This is a genomic window from uncultured Winogradskyella sp. (assembly GCF_937958655.1).
GTDB lineage: Bacteria > Bacteroidota > Bacteroidia > Flavobacteriales > Flavobacteriaceae > Winogradskyella.
The window spans coordinates 18,259-34,326 of sequence record NZ_CALGNH010000024.1; the positions used below are offsets into that span (position 1 = coordinate 18,259).

16 protein-coding genes are annotated in these 16,068 nt (G+C 34.0%); 2 read left to right on the forward strand and 14 right to left on the reverse strand.

The window, feature by feature from the left end; translation table 11 throughout:
* Positions 1 to 37 precede the first annotated feature (37 nt).
* Positions 38 to 1,183, reverse strand: a complete 1,146-nt coding sequence (locus tag Q0800_RS04765) for an aminotransferase class I/II-fold pyridoxal phosphate-dependent enzyme (protein WP_299128034.1) — start codon at positions 1,181 to 1,183, stop codon at positions 38 to 40.
* Positions 1,180 to 2,007 (reverse strand): prephenate dehydratase, encoded by an 828-nt coding sequence (locus Q0800_RS04770; RefSeq protein ID WP_299128035.1) that lies wholly within the window; start codon positions 2,005 to 2,007, stop codon positions 1,180 to 1,182. Before Q0800_RS04770 ends, Q0800_RS04765 begins: the two co-directional genes overlap by 4 nt.
* Before the next feature lie 366 nt (positions 2,008 to 2,373).
* Between Q0800_RS04770 and gldA the strand changes: the two genes are divergently transcribed.
* Positions 2,374 to 3,273, forward strand: a complete 900-nt coding sequence (gldA, locus tag Q0800_RS04775) for a gliding motility-associated ABC transporter ATP-binding subunit GldA (protein WP_299128036.1) — start codon at positions 2,374 to 2,376, stop codon at positions 3,271 to 3,273.
* A 48-nt stretch (positions 3,274 to 3,321) separates the two neighbouring features.
* Positions 3,322 to 3,528: a hypothetical protein gene (locus Q0800_RS04780; protein WP_299128037.1), complete on the forward strand. Its 207-nt coding sequence runs from the start codon at positions 3,322 to 3,324 to the stop codon at positions 3,526 to 3,528.
* Positions 3,529 to 3,530: 2 nt separating this feature from the next.
* Here Q0800_RS04780 and Q0800_RS04785 read toward each other — a convergent pair whose 3' ends face one another.
* From Q0800_RS04785 to metH, 12 genes are all read right to left on the reverse strand, one after another.
* Complete coding sequence (locus Q0800_RS04785) at positions 3,531 to 4,274, reverse strand: head GIN domain-containing protein (protein ID WP_299128038.1); 744 nt, start codon at positions 4,272 to 4,274, stop codon at positions 3,531 to 3,533.
* A gap of 62 nt (positions 4,275 to 4,336) precedes the next feature.
* On the reverse strand, positions 4,337 to 5,431 hold the full coding sequence (locus Q0800_RS04790) for an acyloxyacyl hydrolase (RefSeq protein WP_299128039.1): 1,095 nt from the start codon (positions 5,429 to 5,431) through the stop codon (positions 4,337 to 4,339).
* A 374-nt stretch (positions 5,432 to 5,805) separates the two neighbouring features.
* Positions 5,806 to 6,135, reverse strand: coding sequence for a 2Fe-2S iron-sulfur cluster-binding protein (locus Q0800_RS04795; protein WP_299128040.1), 330 nt, complete (start codon positions 6,133 to 6,135; stop codon positions 5,806 to 5,808).
* The gene (locus tag Q0800_RS04800; protein WP_299128041.1) at positions 6,135 to 7,184 is read right to left on the reverse strand and encodes an NAD(P)/FAD-dependent oxidoreductase; all 1,050 of its coding nucleotides are present in this window, start codon (positions 7,182 to 7,184) and stop codon (positions 6,135 to 6,137) included. Before Q0800_RS04800 ends, Q0800_RS04795 begins: the two co-directional genes overlap by 1 nt.
* A complete protein-coding gene (locus Q0800_RS04805; protein ID WP_299128042.1) occupies positions 7,184 to 7,765 on the reverse strand; it encodes a bifunctional precorrin-2 dehydrogenase/sirohydrochlorin ferrochelatase in 582 nt (193 codons plus the stop codon). The genes Q0800_RS04800 and Q0800_RS04805 overlap by 1 nt, the downstream gene beginning before the upstream one ends.
* Before the next feature lie 2 nt (positions 7,766 to 7,767).
* Positions 7,768 to 8,547: a uroporphyrinogen-III C-methyltransferase gene (gene cobA / locus Q0800_RS04810; RefSeq protein WP_299128044.1), complete on the reverse strand. Its 780-nt coding sequence runs from the start codon at positions 8,545 to 8,547 to the stop codon at positions 7,768 to 7,770.
* 56 nt (positions 8,548 to 8,603) lie between these two features.
* Complete coding sequence (locus Q0800_RS04815; protein ID WP_299128046.1) at positions 8,604 to 10,694, reverse strand: HEPN domain-containing protein; 2,091 nt, start codon at positions 10,692 to 10,694, stop codon at positions 8,604 to 8,606.
* A gap of 9 nt (positions 10,695 to 10,703) precedes the next feature.
* Positions 10,704 to 11,324, reverse strand: coding sequence for a phosphoadenosine phosphosulfate reductase family protein (locus Q0800_RS04820; RefSeq protein WP_299128048.1), 621 nt, complete (start codon positions 11,322 to 11,324; stop codon positions 10,704 to 10,706).
* Entirely contained in the window at positions 11,311 to 11,580 is a 270-nt protein-coding gene (locus Q0800_RS04825; RefSeq protein WP_299128049.1) for a DUF2061 domain-containing protein, read from the reverse strand. The genes Q0800_RS04820 and Q0800_RS04825 overlap by 14 nt, the downstream gene beginning before the upstream one ends.
* A gap of 110 nt (positions 11,581 to 11,690) precedes the next feature.
* Positions 11,691 to 12,101 (reverse strand): Rrf2 family transcriptional regulator, encoded by a 411-nt coding sequence (locus tag Q0800_RS04830; protein ID WP_299128050.1) that lies wholly within the window; start codon positions 12,099 to 12,101, stop codon positions 11,691 to 11,693.
* A gap of 73 nt (positions 12,102 to 12,174) precedes the next feature.
* Positions 12,175 to 13,131, reverse strand: coding sequence for a methylenetetrahydrofolate reductase [NAD(P)H] (gene metF, locus Q0800_RS04835; protein WP_299128051.1), 957 nt, complete (start codon positions 13,129 to 13,131; stop codon positions 12,175 to 12,177).
* Positions 13,132 to 13,335: 204 nt separating this feature from the next.
* Positions 13,336 to 16,068: a methionine synthase gene (gene metH / locus Q0800_RS04840; protein WP_299128052.1), complete on the reverse strand. Its 2,733-nt coding sequence runs from the start codon at positions 16,066 to 16,068 to the stop codon at positions 13,336 to 13,338.

Below are 16,068 nucleotides of genomic sequence, written 5' to 3' on the forward strand. Positions count from 1 at the left end.
CTCATATTGAGACCGAAAACTACGTCTGAATATTTCATTATTTTATTCTTGTTATCGCTTCTTTAATTGTTTCTTCTGGTGCACATAACGAAAAACGCACATAACCTTCACCATTACTACCAAATACTGTTCCTGGTGTTATAAAAATTGAATGTTTTTTTAGCACCTTATCTGTAAAGGCTTCTGATTTAATTTTTGATGGTAGTTTTGCCCAAATAAACATGCCTGTTGCATCGTTATCGTAAGTGCAGTTTAGTGCCTCTGCTAATTGCCATATAAGCTTGCGTCTTTTTTCGTAGATGCTATTTAAACTTGCATACCACATATCGGAAGATTTTAAAGCCTCTATAGCCCCTTTTTGAATGCCATAAAACATACCAGAATCCATATTACTTTTTACTTTTAATACTGCGCTTAAATGCTCATAACTACCAACTAAAGTACCTACGCGCCAACCTGCCATATTAAATGTTTTGCTCAGTGAGTTTAACTCTAAACATACCAACTTTGCATTACTATAGCGCATAATGCTTATAGGTCTGTTGTTGAGCACAAAACTGTAAGGGTTGTCATTAACTATTAAAATATTATGGCGTTTACCAAAGGCTATAACCTCATCATAAAACTTATTGGGCGCGTTAGTACCTGTAGGCATGTGCGGATAGTTAACCCACATAATTTTTACCTTACTTAAATCTAAGCGCTCTAAGGCTATAAAATCTGGTAACCAATGGTTATCTGCTTTTAAATCGTAGAGAATTGGTTTGGCTTCTAGTAGTTTTGTAACAGCCGAATAGGTAGGATACCCTGGATTTGGCACTAAAACTTCATCTCCTTTATTTAAAAAAGCCATTGAGATATGCATTATACCCTCTTTACTCCCTAATAAAGGCAACACTTCAGTCTGTCCGCTTAGACTTACCTTGTATCTTTTTTTATAAAAATATGCAATTTCTTCTCTAAGCTCTGGCAGACCCTGATAACTCTGATACTTATTTGCACCTTCATCATCTAAACTATCTTTTAAATGCATTGTAGCATTAAAAGGAGGTTCTAAATCTGGGCTTCCGATACCGAGATTAATAATAGGTTTTCCTTGAGATTTTAGAAAAGCAACTTCTCTTAATTTTTTAGAAAAGTAATATTCTTCAACGTGTTTTAAACGGTCGGCTACTTCTATCATAATCTTGCATTTTTATATTCACCCAGCACTTTAAAATTCTCTGCCATTAGCTTCATTATTGTATGTGCTTTTTGGTAATTCTTAGAGGTTTCAAACGTTACATCTACGAAAAAGGCATACTTCCAAGGGGTTTCAATTTTTGGTAAGGACTGTATTTTGGTTAGGTTTAACTTACAGTCACTCATTACATTGAGTATTGTTGCTAAACTACCACGTTTGTGATCTAATTCAAATTTTAATGAGGCCTTATTAAATCCATCAGCTTCTATTTTATGATTTTGTTGTGTAACTATTGCAAATCGGGTTTCGTTATGCTTAATAGTCTGAATGCTTTCTGCTAAAATATCTAAACCATACAAATGCGCTGCATTTTTACTAGCAATAGCCGCTATACCTTTAGTTTGTTGCGCTTCTATTTGTTTTGCTACGTCTGCAGTGTCCTTGGCTTCTACCAATTTTATATGCGGATAATTCTTAAAAAACACTTTACACTGCAACAAGGCCATTGGGTGAGAATGTACCTCTTTAATAGAGGCTAATGTTTCACCTTTTAAAGCCATTAGATGATGCTGAATATCTAAATAATATTCACCAACAATACATAAATTATGATTATCAATTAGCGCATAGTTAGGTATAATGGATCCGGCTATAGAATTTTCTAAAGCCATAACCATAGTGTCTGTATTGCCTTTTAATAGACTATCTACAGCACTATCAAATGACATACACTCAACAACTTCGGTAGATGTATGAAAATATTGCTGAGCTACCGTATGATGAAATGAGCCCTTTATACCTTGTATTGCTATTGGTTTTTTCAAACTTTTAATTTTCTTCAATGAGATCCTAAAACTATACTTCGACAAGCTCAGTATGACGGTTTAGGACTTTTCAACCAAAAGGGATTGAAAAGAAAAAAGTCCCGATTTAAAATCGAGACTTAATAATTTTATGTGTAATTAAAAACATACGCAGTCTCGTTCCTTTACTTAAAAAAGAAATAAAACCAGCTAAAATATGTTTTTGTTGCTTGCATTGTTATTATTATGATGCTAAAGTAGTTATTATTTTTAGAATTCAAAATTGTACTTTAATCTTTTTAATCTTAAGGCATAAGTTTTAAGGATTTAACAATAAAGCCCCTTTAATATTATTTAATACTTATTTTTGAATAAATTTTTGCCAATATGTCTATTGAAGTGAATAACATTACCAAATTGTATAAAAACCAAAAAGCACTTAATGATGTATCGTTTAAAGTTAATAATGCCGAAATTGTTGGCTTTTTAGGACCAAATGGTGCTGGTAAATCTACAATGATGAAGATTTTGACTACGTACATAGCTCCTTCTAATGGTACTGCCGCAGTTAATGGCTTTAATGTAAATACTGAAAGAAAAAATGTACAAAGCTCGGTTGGCTATCTGCCAGAGCACAATCCGTTATATACAGATTTGTATGTTAGAGAGTACCTTAACTTTAATGCTAATGTGTATGGCACTTCAAAATCTAGAATAAACGAAGTTATAGAGCTCACCGGTTTAACGCCAGAGGCACATAAAAAAATAGGGCAACTCTCTAAAGGGTATCGCCAACGTGTTGGCTTGGCTAATGCTTTATTACACAATCCTGATGTTTTAATTTTAGACGAACCCACTACAGGATTAGATCCTAATCAGTTAGTAGATATTAGAAATCTTATTAAAACCATTGGTAAGGAAAAGACGGTATTTCTTTCTACACATATTATGCAAGAGGTAGAGGCTATGTGCGATCGTGTCATTATTATTAATAAAGGGGAAATTGTTGCCGATAAATACTTAAAGGATTTAAGAGCAGGACAAGACCAAGTGGTTATGGTGGAGTTTGATTACCGTGTAGAGGATGCTTTTTTATTAAAACTCCCAAAAGTTTCCGCTGTAAAAAATACGCACGGCTTTATTTACGAAATCACATTCTCAACAAATGACGATATGCGTTCTCATGTCTTTGATTTTGCCCACGATAATGAGTTAAAGATTTTACAACTCAATCAGAAAAACGCAAGTTTAGAGACTTTGTTTAGGGAATTAACCCAAAGAAGTTGAAGTTAAAATTGAAATTGAAATTACTCTTATTCCCTTTTTCACATTAATATGGGTGAGTTCTTTTTAGAATTTTTAGCTGGTTTTATTACCGAAGCACTACCTCAATTAATAAAATTTTTTGGCGCATGTATTCGTTGGTTATTTTACTTAGGCAGAAAGAAACTTAATGTAATTTTAACTGAAGATTGGAACTTAAGAGTAGGGTTTATAACACTAGTGATCATTATTATCATTATTATAAATTCATTTAAATAATCTTATTGAAATATTAGCTGACCAATATAAACTTCATTAACGCTAACTACTGCTGGTTGGTTTACCGCAATAACATCGCCTGTACCTCTTATTAAACCTGTTATGGATTGAAGCGGATTTACAATCATATCATTACTACCACGATGGCTTATTTCTACATGTTGCGCACTTAAATTTTGTCCCTCAAAACGTCCTGAACCAGCAAAGAAACTTACTGATAAATCCTCCGTAGTACCATTTATATAAAATGAAGACAAGTTATTAGACACTACAATAAGATTTTGGGTATTTACTGATAATCTGTAATCCCCAACCGTAAAGGCTACAGCTTCATTAAAATCTTCAGAAATTAGACTAAGACTTGGATACGATAATGTTCCGTTAGAAGAGACTTCGTATTGCGAAGAATTTCTAATTTCAGTTAAATTTGGTGCTTCTACATAAATTTTTGTACTCCCAAAATCTCTAACATAATTACACGTATTACCATCGGTTAAGACCAAACGATTATTAATTACTTCGGCATTAACCTCGTTGATTAAATTTTGGCCTGTTTCTATTGTCACTTTATAATTTTCTGCCTCGGTTACAATTAACTCAATACCTCTATTAACTATAATGCGATCGAAATCTAAAACCATCACCTCCTGTTGAATACGGTTTCCCTCAGTCTGAAAACAATCGTTAGCATCCTCACTATTGCAAGCGAAAATGGACAATACCCATATGTAAATAAACTTTTTCATTATATAAAAATAGATTCCTGCTTCACTTAGACTTGGCTTAGTGACCAACATAGCATAGCTAATTATAATCTCACTCCTATTCCAAATTCTACAGCTTCGGCTTTAAAGGCATGCGTCTTTAAAGTTATTGCGCCAAAAAATTTATCACCAAAATAACGTTTCATGCCTATTCTAAAATATGTTCTTCCCTCAAAATTAAAAGGGTAATAAACGTAATAACCTACTTGCGTTTCTATAGATATCTTATTAATAAATAACTCGTGACCAACAAATAAACCCACTCGTTTGTAATCTTCATTACCACTTACATTTAATTCAGGAAAAGATACCGATTGGTAATAAATTAATTCTTTTAAAAAATTAGAAAAAAATACATCTGCTCCAAATTGAATAGCACTAACATGGCTTAAGCGTTTATCTGCATAGGCTGAAATAATATAGAACGGAAACTGACCACTTCCTATAACATCACTTTGGTTAATACCTGTTCTAAATGCCAAATTATATTTTATAGGCTCTGTAAACTTTTCATCACTAAGATTACTAATAAACTCTGAATGCGTTTTGTCTAAATTGTAAGTTAGACCTACATTAAAAGCTATAGTATTTATGCTTGTATTTGGCGCCTTAATATTAGCATTAGAATAGTGAATAAAAGACAAACCCGTTTGTAAGCCTACCCTATCTATAAGCCGTTCTTTTTTATAATTTAACATAAAATAGGTTGAACTCAACAGATGAGAACCAAAGGCAACGTTTTTAGGATTTTCTACTTTATCATAGGGATTAGTATTATAGGCAATACCCTGTCCAATCCTAAACATTAAATGCCTATTTAAAAAGTAAAAATTATAATGTGCATATAGCGCAAAGCTATTTCCCAAAACGTCATTTTTTAAATCCTGAAAAATAAAAGACGCCCCATAATCTGGATAATTAAAGCGTTGCTCCCAAGCTTTATTTCCTAAAGTTTTTTTGTTCCAACTTAAAATAACACCGTTGGGACGGCCTTGTATTAAATGAAGTATATCATTGTTATGGAGTGCAATATTTCCACCGAAGTAGCTGAGATCAAAAAACGTATTAGAAGGCACTTTTTCTTGAGAAAAAGATAGTAGTACTATAGAGAAAATTAAATACGTAAGCCAGTGTTTCATTAATAAAAATGCTTACTGGCAAAAGTAGCAGAATATTTAATTTATAAACAAGGTCGCAACTAAAGATATTAATGTTAAAGCTAATAACTTCACTATAAATTTAAATTCTGTTTTGTGTTTTGCAAAATGTTTCATTATGCTTTAGACTTAAAATTCTGTACAAAGATCTTATTAATAGAGACACCAATTGTTAAGTTAAACTAAAGAAATCGTTACGTTTAATAGATAAATAGATGTGTAGTGCCAAAAGTAAAAGATGATGACATCATACCAATACTACTAATTCTAGGGTAAAAACACTATTAACTTTGTTTTCACTTCCTAAACTCAGTAGTTTGGATCGCTATAATCAAAATAATTAAAAAATTCTACTTTTAGACCTCTGGCGCAAGTTCTACTTCCAAATCATTTAAAACTTCAGTAATAGGAATTTGACAGCTTAAACGGCTATTATCCTTTACATTAAAAGCTTCAGCTAACATGGCATCCTCATCGTCTTCCATAGGGTTTAACTCATGGTTAGATTTTACGTAACATTGGCAAGAAGCGCACATGGCCATACCACCACAAACGCCTATTGTCCCCTCTGGTGCTAGCTCATAAGACCGCACCACTTCCATTAAATTCATGGCCATATCTGTTGGTGCTAAAACAGAATGCTTTTTCCCCTCTCTATCCGTAATATGTATGGTAACATCTTGCATTATACTATAGCTTTTACAACTGCTTTTGGTGATTCTTTACGTGTACCATCAAAACCATTGATACCGCTTACCGTTGTATATTTTAAAACAAATTTCTTATTAGGATTTAATCTTTTATAGGCTGATTGACACATTAATGTGGCCTCGTGGAATCCACATAGAATGAGTTTTAATTTACCTTCATACGTATTAACATCTCCGATGGCATAAATCCCAGGGATATTGGTTTGATAATCTAGGGTATCTACCTTTATTGCATTCTTTTCTATCTCTAATCCCCAATTGCCTATTGGCCCTAATTTTGGTGATAAGCCAAAAAGTGGAATAAAAGCATCTGCCTCTAAGGTTTGAGTTTCCCCATCTCGAGTAACAGACACACCTTCTATTTTATCTTCACCATGTAAAGCCGTCACCTCTGCTGGTGTTATTAAGTTTATTTTGTTTAATAACTTAAGTTCTTGTACACGTTCTACAGAATCTAAAGCACCTCTAAACTCATTTCTTCTATGCACTAGAGTTACCTCTGAGGCGACATCGGCTAAAAATATACTCCAATCTAATGCAGAATCCCCTCCACCTGCAATCACTACTTTTTTATCTCTATACACTTCTGGATCTTTAATAAAGTAAGCTACGCCTCTGTCTTCGTACTTTTCTATATTTTCTAACTGTGGCTTTCTTGGTTCAAAACTACCCAAACCACCTGCTATAGCAATAATTGGAGCATGGTGTTGTGTTCCTTTGTTTGTGGTTACTATAAAACTACCATCCTCTTGTTTTTCTATAGTTTCAGCACGCTCACCTAATGTAAATCCTGGCTGAAATTGCTTACCCTGTTCTAATAAATTAGCGGTTAAATCTCCTGCTAATATTTCTGGAAAACCAGGAATATCATAGATTGGTTTCTTTGGGTATAACTCCGAACACTGACCACCTGCCTGTGGCAATGCATCTATTAAATGACACTTTAATTTTAATAAACCTGCTTCAAAAACGGTAAACAATCCTGTTGGTCCTGCGCCTATTATTAATATATCTGTTTTTATCATTATTTTATTTTTTCTACTAATCCTTTAGTAAATTCATTTAATTGTTCAACTTTTTCTTCAAAATCTCCTTTTATCGTTTTTCTATATTCATTGAGATTTTTTACTAAATCATCTATATTCTCTGGAATGACGTCTTCAAAAAATTGTCGTAATCGTTTTGCTGTTGTTGGTGATTTTCCGTTGGTAGAAATGGCCACCTTTACATTGCCTTTGGTAACAATACCTCCCATATAAAAATCGCAATATGGAGGGTTATCCGCAACATTAACTAATTTAGCCTCTGCTCTGCAATCTGCCCAAACTTGAACATTAACCTCAGGAATATCTGTTGTGGCAACAACCATATGCCTTCCATTTATATACGCTTTTTTATAATTATCTTTTATTAAAGTAACGCAACCTTTTTTTGCCAAGGCAATGGTACCTTCTCTAAAAAATGGTGCTACCATAAGCACATGCGCATCTGGACTAGATTTTAATAAAAACGTTAACTTTTCCTCTGCCACAAAGCCACCACCAACGATTAAAATATTAAGGTTTTTTGTTTTTAGAAATATGGGATACAGATTATTTCTATCCATAATTATGCTATTTCTCCATTAGAGCTTTGAATTGCTAAATCAGCTTTTGCATATATATCACTTAAATCTACACGTTGATTTACAACGTCTCCTATAATAATAATTGCCGGATTTGATAACGCTTTTGCTTTAACTACAGCTTCAATGGTATTTATGGTTCCGATACCTACTTTTTCGTTAGCTCTTGTACCATTCTGAATAACGGCAACAGCAGTTTTTCCTTTACCTTGTTTTTTAAAGGTTTTTACTATTTCTAGTAGTTTAGCCATACCCATTAAAATCACAACTGTAGCTGTTGATTTTGCAGCCAATGCAATATCACTAGACATTTTATGTGATTTTGTTGTCCCTGTAATGACCCAAAAACTTTCTGAGGCATTACGTTTGGTTAAGGCTATGCCGTGGTAGGCAGGTACTGCAGCAGATGATGAAATACCAGGCACTACCGCTACTTCAATAGCATAGTCTTTAGCATACTCTAATTCTTCTGCGCCACGACCAAATATAAAAGGATCTCCACCTTTAAGACGAACCACATGACCACAACGTAATGCGCGCTCAACTATTAACTCGTTTATTTGATTTTGCTGGTACGAATAACATCCACGTCGTTTACCTACAAAAATCTTCTCAGCTTTACGAGAGGCATATTGCAATAGTTCTTCATTTACAAGCGCATCATAAAGAATTACATCTGCAGATTTTATAGCTTTTATAGCTTTTAATGTGATTAGATCCACATCACCTGGTCCTGCTCCTACTACGGTTAATCTTGGTGTCATATTCTTAATTTTTAATCACTTATAGAGATTTAAACATTTTGTATGCCAAGGCAACACTAGTCATTTGAAACATCAGCTTCTCTAAAAGCTTTTACTTTTTCTAAAAATTGTTCAGCAGCCTTTATATAACTCACTGCAAAATCTTTAGTTGGCGGAAATTTCTTAATTTGATAAATGATATCAGAAAATGAACTTCCTAAATCTATACGTTTCGTTTCTACAAAACCTTCATCAAATTGTTTAATTATACCTGCCTGCGTATTTGTTTTTATATTTTCTGAAAGTAATATAGCCTTTGCCGAATTTACCATAGAGCGGTAAGCTTCGTATATAGCACCAGAGTAAACTTCATTCCCAAAGGCTTCTTTAGCATCTGCTATTTTCTCTTCACTCTCTAAGAAAAGTGTTGCAATTAAATCTACAATGACACCTGCACATTCTCCTACACCAATAGCTTTTACATATTCTTCTTCCGTTCCCCAATCAATGAAATCTTGCTGTGTCAAATTGTCTGTTGAAGATAAATCTGTAAGTAGTTGATAAAAGTACTTTTCGCCCTGCGCTTTATAATATTCAACAAAAGGTATTGCATTAGCATTAGCTTCGTAATCATTTAAAATACGGCGCAAAGCCTCTGGTCCTCTACGACTCGGGATTTTAACTACTTTATCTGCAAAATAAGCGTTACCGTCACCTAAGTTTCCACCGCCTAAAAGTACTTGCAGTGCAGGTGCTACTAATTTATCTTTTGTACGGATAGACATCCCTTGAAAACCAATATTGGCCATATTATGCTGACCACACGCATTCATACAACCACTAATTTTAATCACTAAATCTTTATTCTCTAAATATTGAGGATACTCGGTTTTTATAACACGCTCTAACTCTTCTGCAATACCTGTACTACTTGCTATTCCTAAATTACAGGTATCCGTACCTGGGCAAGCGGTAATATCTACCGCTTTATTGTAACCCGCTTCAACAAAACCTAGTTTTTCTAATTCAGAATAGAAAAAAGGAAGTGATTCTTCTTTAACAAAGGGTATTAAAATATTTTGACGTAAGCTTAATCTTATTTCTCCAGCAGCGTATTGTTCAACTAAATCTGCTAATAATCTTGCTTTATCGGTATAAAAATCTCCTAATAAAACTTTAATTCCTATAGCAAAATAACCGTCTTGTTTTTGTGGGATGACATTTGTTGATTTCCATAGGTTATAGGCTTCCTTATTCTGAATTTTAACCTCAGGTGCAGCAGTAGACACGGGCTTTGAAGCAGAGTAATTAGATTCATCTATCTCTACCGTTTTATATTCAATAGCATTTTGCTCTTCTTCAACAAGTTTTACAAATGCCTCTAAACCAATATCCTTTAATAAAAATTTTAATCTGGCCTTAGCTCTACTTTTGCGTTCTCCATAACGATCAAAAACTCTCAAGACTCCTTCCATTAGAGGAATAATCTTATTTGACGGTAAAAATTCGTAGAACAAATCAGCATGCCTTGGCTGGGATCCTAAACCACCACCTAACATCACCTTAAAGCCTTTTACACCATCTTTTATTTTAGCAATAAAGCCTAAATCGTGCATGTAAGACAATCCTGTATCCTCATCAGAGGCTGAGAAAGACACCTTAAATTTCCTCCCCATTTCTTGGCAAATGGCATTTCTTAAAAAGAATTTAAATAAAGCATCTGCATACGGAGAAACATCAAATGGTTCGTTAACATCGATACCTGCCGTTTCACTAGCGGTTACATTTCTTACTGTATTACCACAAGCCTCTCTTAGCGTTACGTTATCGCGCTCTAATTCTGCCCAAAGTTCTGGTGTGCGATTTAGATCTACATAATGAATTTGAATATCTTGCCGTGTTGTAATATGCAATCTACTTCTAGAATATTCATCGGACACCTCTGCAATACGACGTAATTGGTGACTCAATACTTTACCATACGGTAATTTAATACGAATCATCTGAACACCTTCTTGGCGCTGTCCATAGACACCTCTTGCCAATCTTAGGCTTCGGAATTTTTCTTCATCTATTTTACCATTACGAAAAAGCTCAATTTTATTGGCTAACTCAATAATATCCTTTTCTACTACCGGATTCTCAAATTCTGTTCTAAAACTTCTCATAGCTCTTAATTATTCAAAATGAATACCACATTCTCTGTTAAGTAATGCTTTTATAGGATCAAAATAATGTACGTTTTTTGCTAATTCATTGTCCTCTATATAGGTATCTAAATCTTCGTCACTGCAGTAATAAAAGGGACTCACTTTTAAAATACCATCTTTACTGTAGCTTAAAATATCTTTCTTATCTCTATATTCTGTTTGCCTTACTCTAATATTTGTAAACCAGATATCCGGATTTTGCTCTTTTAACGCTCTTCTAAAAGGCTCTAACTTTACGGCCTCAGAAAACTCAGTATGATTATCGTCTTCTAAACTCGGCAAACCAATCTTAGCATCAATCTCTTCTTTAGAATATAGCGACTGGTATTTAACAATATTAAGATTGTACTTGTTTATTAGACTTGAAGCATGCTCGTAAGTACTTGGTTGATTATATAATGTATCGCACCATACTACACGTATATCTTTGTCGATTTTAGCCATGGTACTTAACAACACTGAGGAATAAATTCCAAAACTGGTAGTTACTATATAATTGTCTGATAATTGCACTGCCCATTGCGCAATTTCAACTGGTGTTTTATCTTTTAATTCTTTATTCCAAAAATCAATATCAATATTTATCATTTTCCCATTTTATTGTATTCCACGTGCGCTCATTAAAAAAGTAAAGTTCCATTTTTGAAACCAGCTCTATACCTCGTATATAAAATACCAATGCCATTGTACCTGTTATAATATAAGATACTGCAACTGTAGTTATAGTACCAACTGTTCTCCAGCTTATAATTTCACCTAAACTTTGTCTTATATTTTCTTTGGAAGAGCGTTCGATCTCCTTTAGTTTTCCTTTATTTAATTCTACTCTAATTGTTGCTCCCACGCTTATAATTTATTATAAATCTTTAATTCCTATCGGAATACTAGGATTATTGTACAAACGTACACAAACTTTTTTAAAAACACCTCACAAAAAACTAAAAATATATGTTATTAATTTGATAAATCTGCCAATGTAGTATTTCTAAAAATATTAAGAGTTTGATCTCGTACTTTAAGCATAATGGTGTGTACTGCACAAGTATTTTCATCTGGGCAGTCGTCGCACTTTTCGTAGAAATTAAGACTTACACAAGGCACCATTGCAATTGGCCCCTCTAGAAGGCGCATTACTGAGGTCATCGGAATTTCATTAGGTTCTTTTAATAGGTAATAGCCACCTTTTTTACCTTTTTTAGATCCTAAAATTCCATTTTTTCTTAGCGTTAATAGTATGCTTTCTAAAAACTTTCTTGAAATATTTTCTGATTTTGAAATATCAGAAATCTGAACTGGATGGCGATCTTCTTGCTTGGCCAAATAAACCAATGCCTTTATTCCGTATTTTGTTTTCTTTGAAAGCATACTACAAATCTAAGTTTTTTTAAAACTCTAATTGTGCTTTGCTTACAATAACTTCATAGGTTTAAATACAAGATTAAAAAATGGCCTCAGCAATAGATTTAATATTATCGCTTTTTCCCATAGAATAGTAATGCAGCACTGGTATACCAGATTTCTGAAGTTCTTTTGATTGCGAAATACACCACTCAATACCAATTTCTCTCACCGCTTTATTGTCTTTACATTTTACCACCTCAATGATAAGATCTTCTGGTAAATCAACATGAAAACGGTGCGGAATTAAATTCAATTGCTTTTTAGTGGCTATAGGCTTTAAACCAGGAATAATAGGTACTGTGATACCCTCCTTTCTACACTTATCTACAAAATTGAAATACTTTTCATTATCAAAAAACATCTGAGTAACAATATAAGTGGCACCATTTTTTATTTTCTTTTTTAAGAAATGAATATCACTTTCTAAACTTGGTGCCTCCATATGCTTTTCAGGGTAAGCCGCTGTTCCTATACAGAAATTTGTTTTAGATGTATTTTGTAATTCCTCATCTAAATACTTTCCGTTATTTAAATCTTTTATTTGAGAAATTAATTCGCTTGCATAGGCGTGCCCTTCTTTTTCTGGCTTAAAATAAGTTTCACTCTTAACAGCATCTCCACGTAATGCCATAACATTATCAATGTCTAAAAAGTCTAAATCTACCAAGAAGTTCTCAGTATCCTCTTTAGTAAAGCCACCACATAAAATATGCGGTATGGCATCCACACCATATTTATTCTGTATGGCAGCGCAAATCCCAACCGTACCAGGACGTTTTTTTACCACTTGTTTTTTTAACAATCCGTTTTCTACTTCTTTAAACACATACTCTTCCCTATGATAAGTGACGTCAATAAACGGAGGTTTAAATTCCATTAAAGGATCTATATTATCAAAAATAGATTGAATATGTTGTCCTTTTAAAGGTGGTAAAATTTCAAATGTAAATTGTGTTTTACCGTTTGCGTTTTCTATATGTTCTGTTACTTTCATTTTATGCCTGCGAAAGCAGGTATCTTTTAAATTAATATTTATTTATAGCGTTACTTTTTACGCATACCTACAAGGTTTTAGAAACCTTGCAGGTATGCAAAAAGCCAGGCTTTCCATTCCTTTATATCCCTAAATAGAACTGTTTTAATTTTAATAATTTTATTTCTTTCACATTTTAGAACGAGTTCTTTCCTTCTGGGAAGGTTAGGATGGGCTCAAATTTGGGCTTAACCATTTTTCAGCCTCTTGTATTGATATGCCTCTACGATTACTATAATCTTTAAGTTGATCGTTAGTTATTTTTCCTAATCCAAAATATTTAGCTTCTGCATTACCAAAGTAATAACCACTAACACTTGCTGCTGGCCACATGGCTAAACTATCGGTTAGTTTTACACCAATAGATTCTTCAACTTTAAGTAAATCCCAGATGGTATTTTTTTCTAAATGATCTGGGCATGCAGGATAACCAGGTGCAGGACGAATACCTTTATAACTCTCCCTAATTAATTCCTCGTTACTAAGATTTTCGTTATGCGCATAATTCCAATGTTTTGTTCTTATTTCTTTATGCAAATATTCTGCAAAGGCTTCCGCTAGTCTGTCTGCTAATGCTTTTATCATTATAGAATTGTAATCGTCATTATCAGCTTCAAATTGCTCTGCGAGTTCTTTAGTTCCAAAACCTGTTGAAACGCAAAAACAACCCATATAATCGTGTTTGTTAGATGCTTTAGGTGCTATAAAATCTGCTAAGGCTATGTTTGGTTTTCCTGCTGATTTTTTTGATTGTTGTCTTAAAGTTAGAAACTTATAGGTTGCATCATGAGATGCTGAATCAAGTTCAGCATGACTATCAGAGATTGTTACTTCAATATCATCATCATTTACTGTATTGGCTTTAAACAATCCAAAAATGGCTTTTGCCTTTAACAGCTTTTCATCAAAGATTCTTTTGAGCAATACTTGGGCGTCATCAAACAATTCTGTGGCTTGTGTACCTACAATATCGTCTTTTAAAATATCGGGATATTTGCCGTGTAAATCCCAACTTCTAAAAAATGGTGACCAGTCTATAAAATCTTCAAGCTTAGTAATATCAAAATCCTCAATGACTTGTATTCCTATTTGTTTAGGTTTTACGATTTCTGAGGTATTCCAATCAATTTTAAATTTATTTTTACGAGCGTCTTCTATCGATAGGTATTCTTTTTTCTTTCCGCGTTTCATAAATTGCGCTCTAAACGCATCGTACTCTTCTCGTATCTGGTCTTTATATATTTTACTATCTTTTTGCAATAAATTACCAACAACGGTTACCGCTCTAGACGCATCGTTAACATGAACTACTGTATTGCTATAGTTTGGTGCAATTTTAACGGCAGAGTGTGCTCTAGATGTTGTTGCGCCACCAATAATAAGCGGAATGTTTAAGTTCTCTTTTTCCATAGATTTAGAGACATAAACCATCTCATCTAAGGATGGTGTTATTAAACCACTTAGTCCTATAATATCTACGTTTTCTTTTTTTGCCGTTTCAATAATTTTTTCGGGTGGCACCATAACACCAAGGTCTATAATTTCGTAATTATTACAACCTAAAACCACACTTACAATATTCTTACCAATATCATGCACATCGCCTTTAACGGTTGCCATTAATATTCGGCCTGCGAAAGAGGCTTTTCCTTCTTTCTGAGCTTCAATAAACGGTTGTAAATAAGCCACTGCTTTTTTCATGACGCGAGCAGATTTCACCACTTGCGGTAAAAACATTTTACCACTACCAAATAAATCTCCTACAACATTCATCCCCATCATTAAATGCCCTTCAATAACTTCTATAGGCTTACTAGATTCTTGCCTAGCCTCTTCTACATCTTCAATTATAAAAGCATCAATTCCTTTTACTAAGGCGTGTGTTATTCTATTTTGTAAAGGCTCATTTCGCCACTCTTGCACTGCGCTGTCTTGTTCTTTTTTATGTCCTTTTACAGATTCTGCAAAATCTAATAAGCGTTCTGTAGCATCAGCACGCCTATCAAACAACACATCTTCGACGCGCTCTAATAATTCTTTATCAATTTCGTCATAAACCTCGAGCATTGTTGGGTTAACAATACCTAGATTCATACCATGCTTTATTGCATGAAATAAGAATGATGAATGCATGGCTTCCCTAACCACATTGTTTCCTCTAAAGGAAAAGGACACATTACTTACACCACCAGAAACATTTGCGTAGGGTAGATTTTCTCTAATCCATTTGGTAGCCTCAAAAAAATCGAGTGCATTTCTGCGATGCTCTTCCATACCTGTAGCTACAGGGAATATATTAGGATCGAAGATGATGTCTTGCGGAGGAAAGTTGACTTCGTTAACTAAAATATCGTACGAACGTTTGCAGATTTCAATACGTCTATCGTAATTATCGGCTTGCCCAGTTTCATCAAACGCCATAACGATAACTGCTGCTCCATAGCGCTTAACCAATTTAGCTTGGCGTTTAAATTCTGCTTCGCCCTCTTTTAAACTTATAGAATTAACGACACATTTACCTTGTGCCACTTGCAGTCCGGCTTCAATGATTTCCCACTTAGAGCTGTCTATCATTATAGGGATTCGAGAAATATCGGGTTCTGAAGCAATGAGATTTAAAAAGGTAGTCATGGCGTAAACACCGTCTAACATCCCTTCATCCATATTAACATCTAGAATTTGTGCTCCACCATCAACTTGGTTTCTTGCAACCTCTAAAGCTTCGTTGTATTTTTCTTCTTTAATCAGCCGAAGAAATTTCCGAGACCCAGTAACATTGGTACGTTCACCAACATTTACAAAATTACTCTCTGGAGTGACCACTAAAGGTTCTAATCCAGATAAGGTTAAATACTTTTGGTGATTGGTTGATCGTTGATGGCCCATGGTTGTACTCAT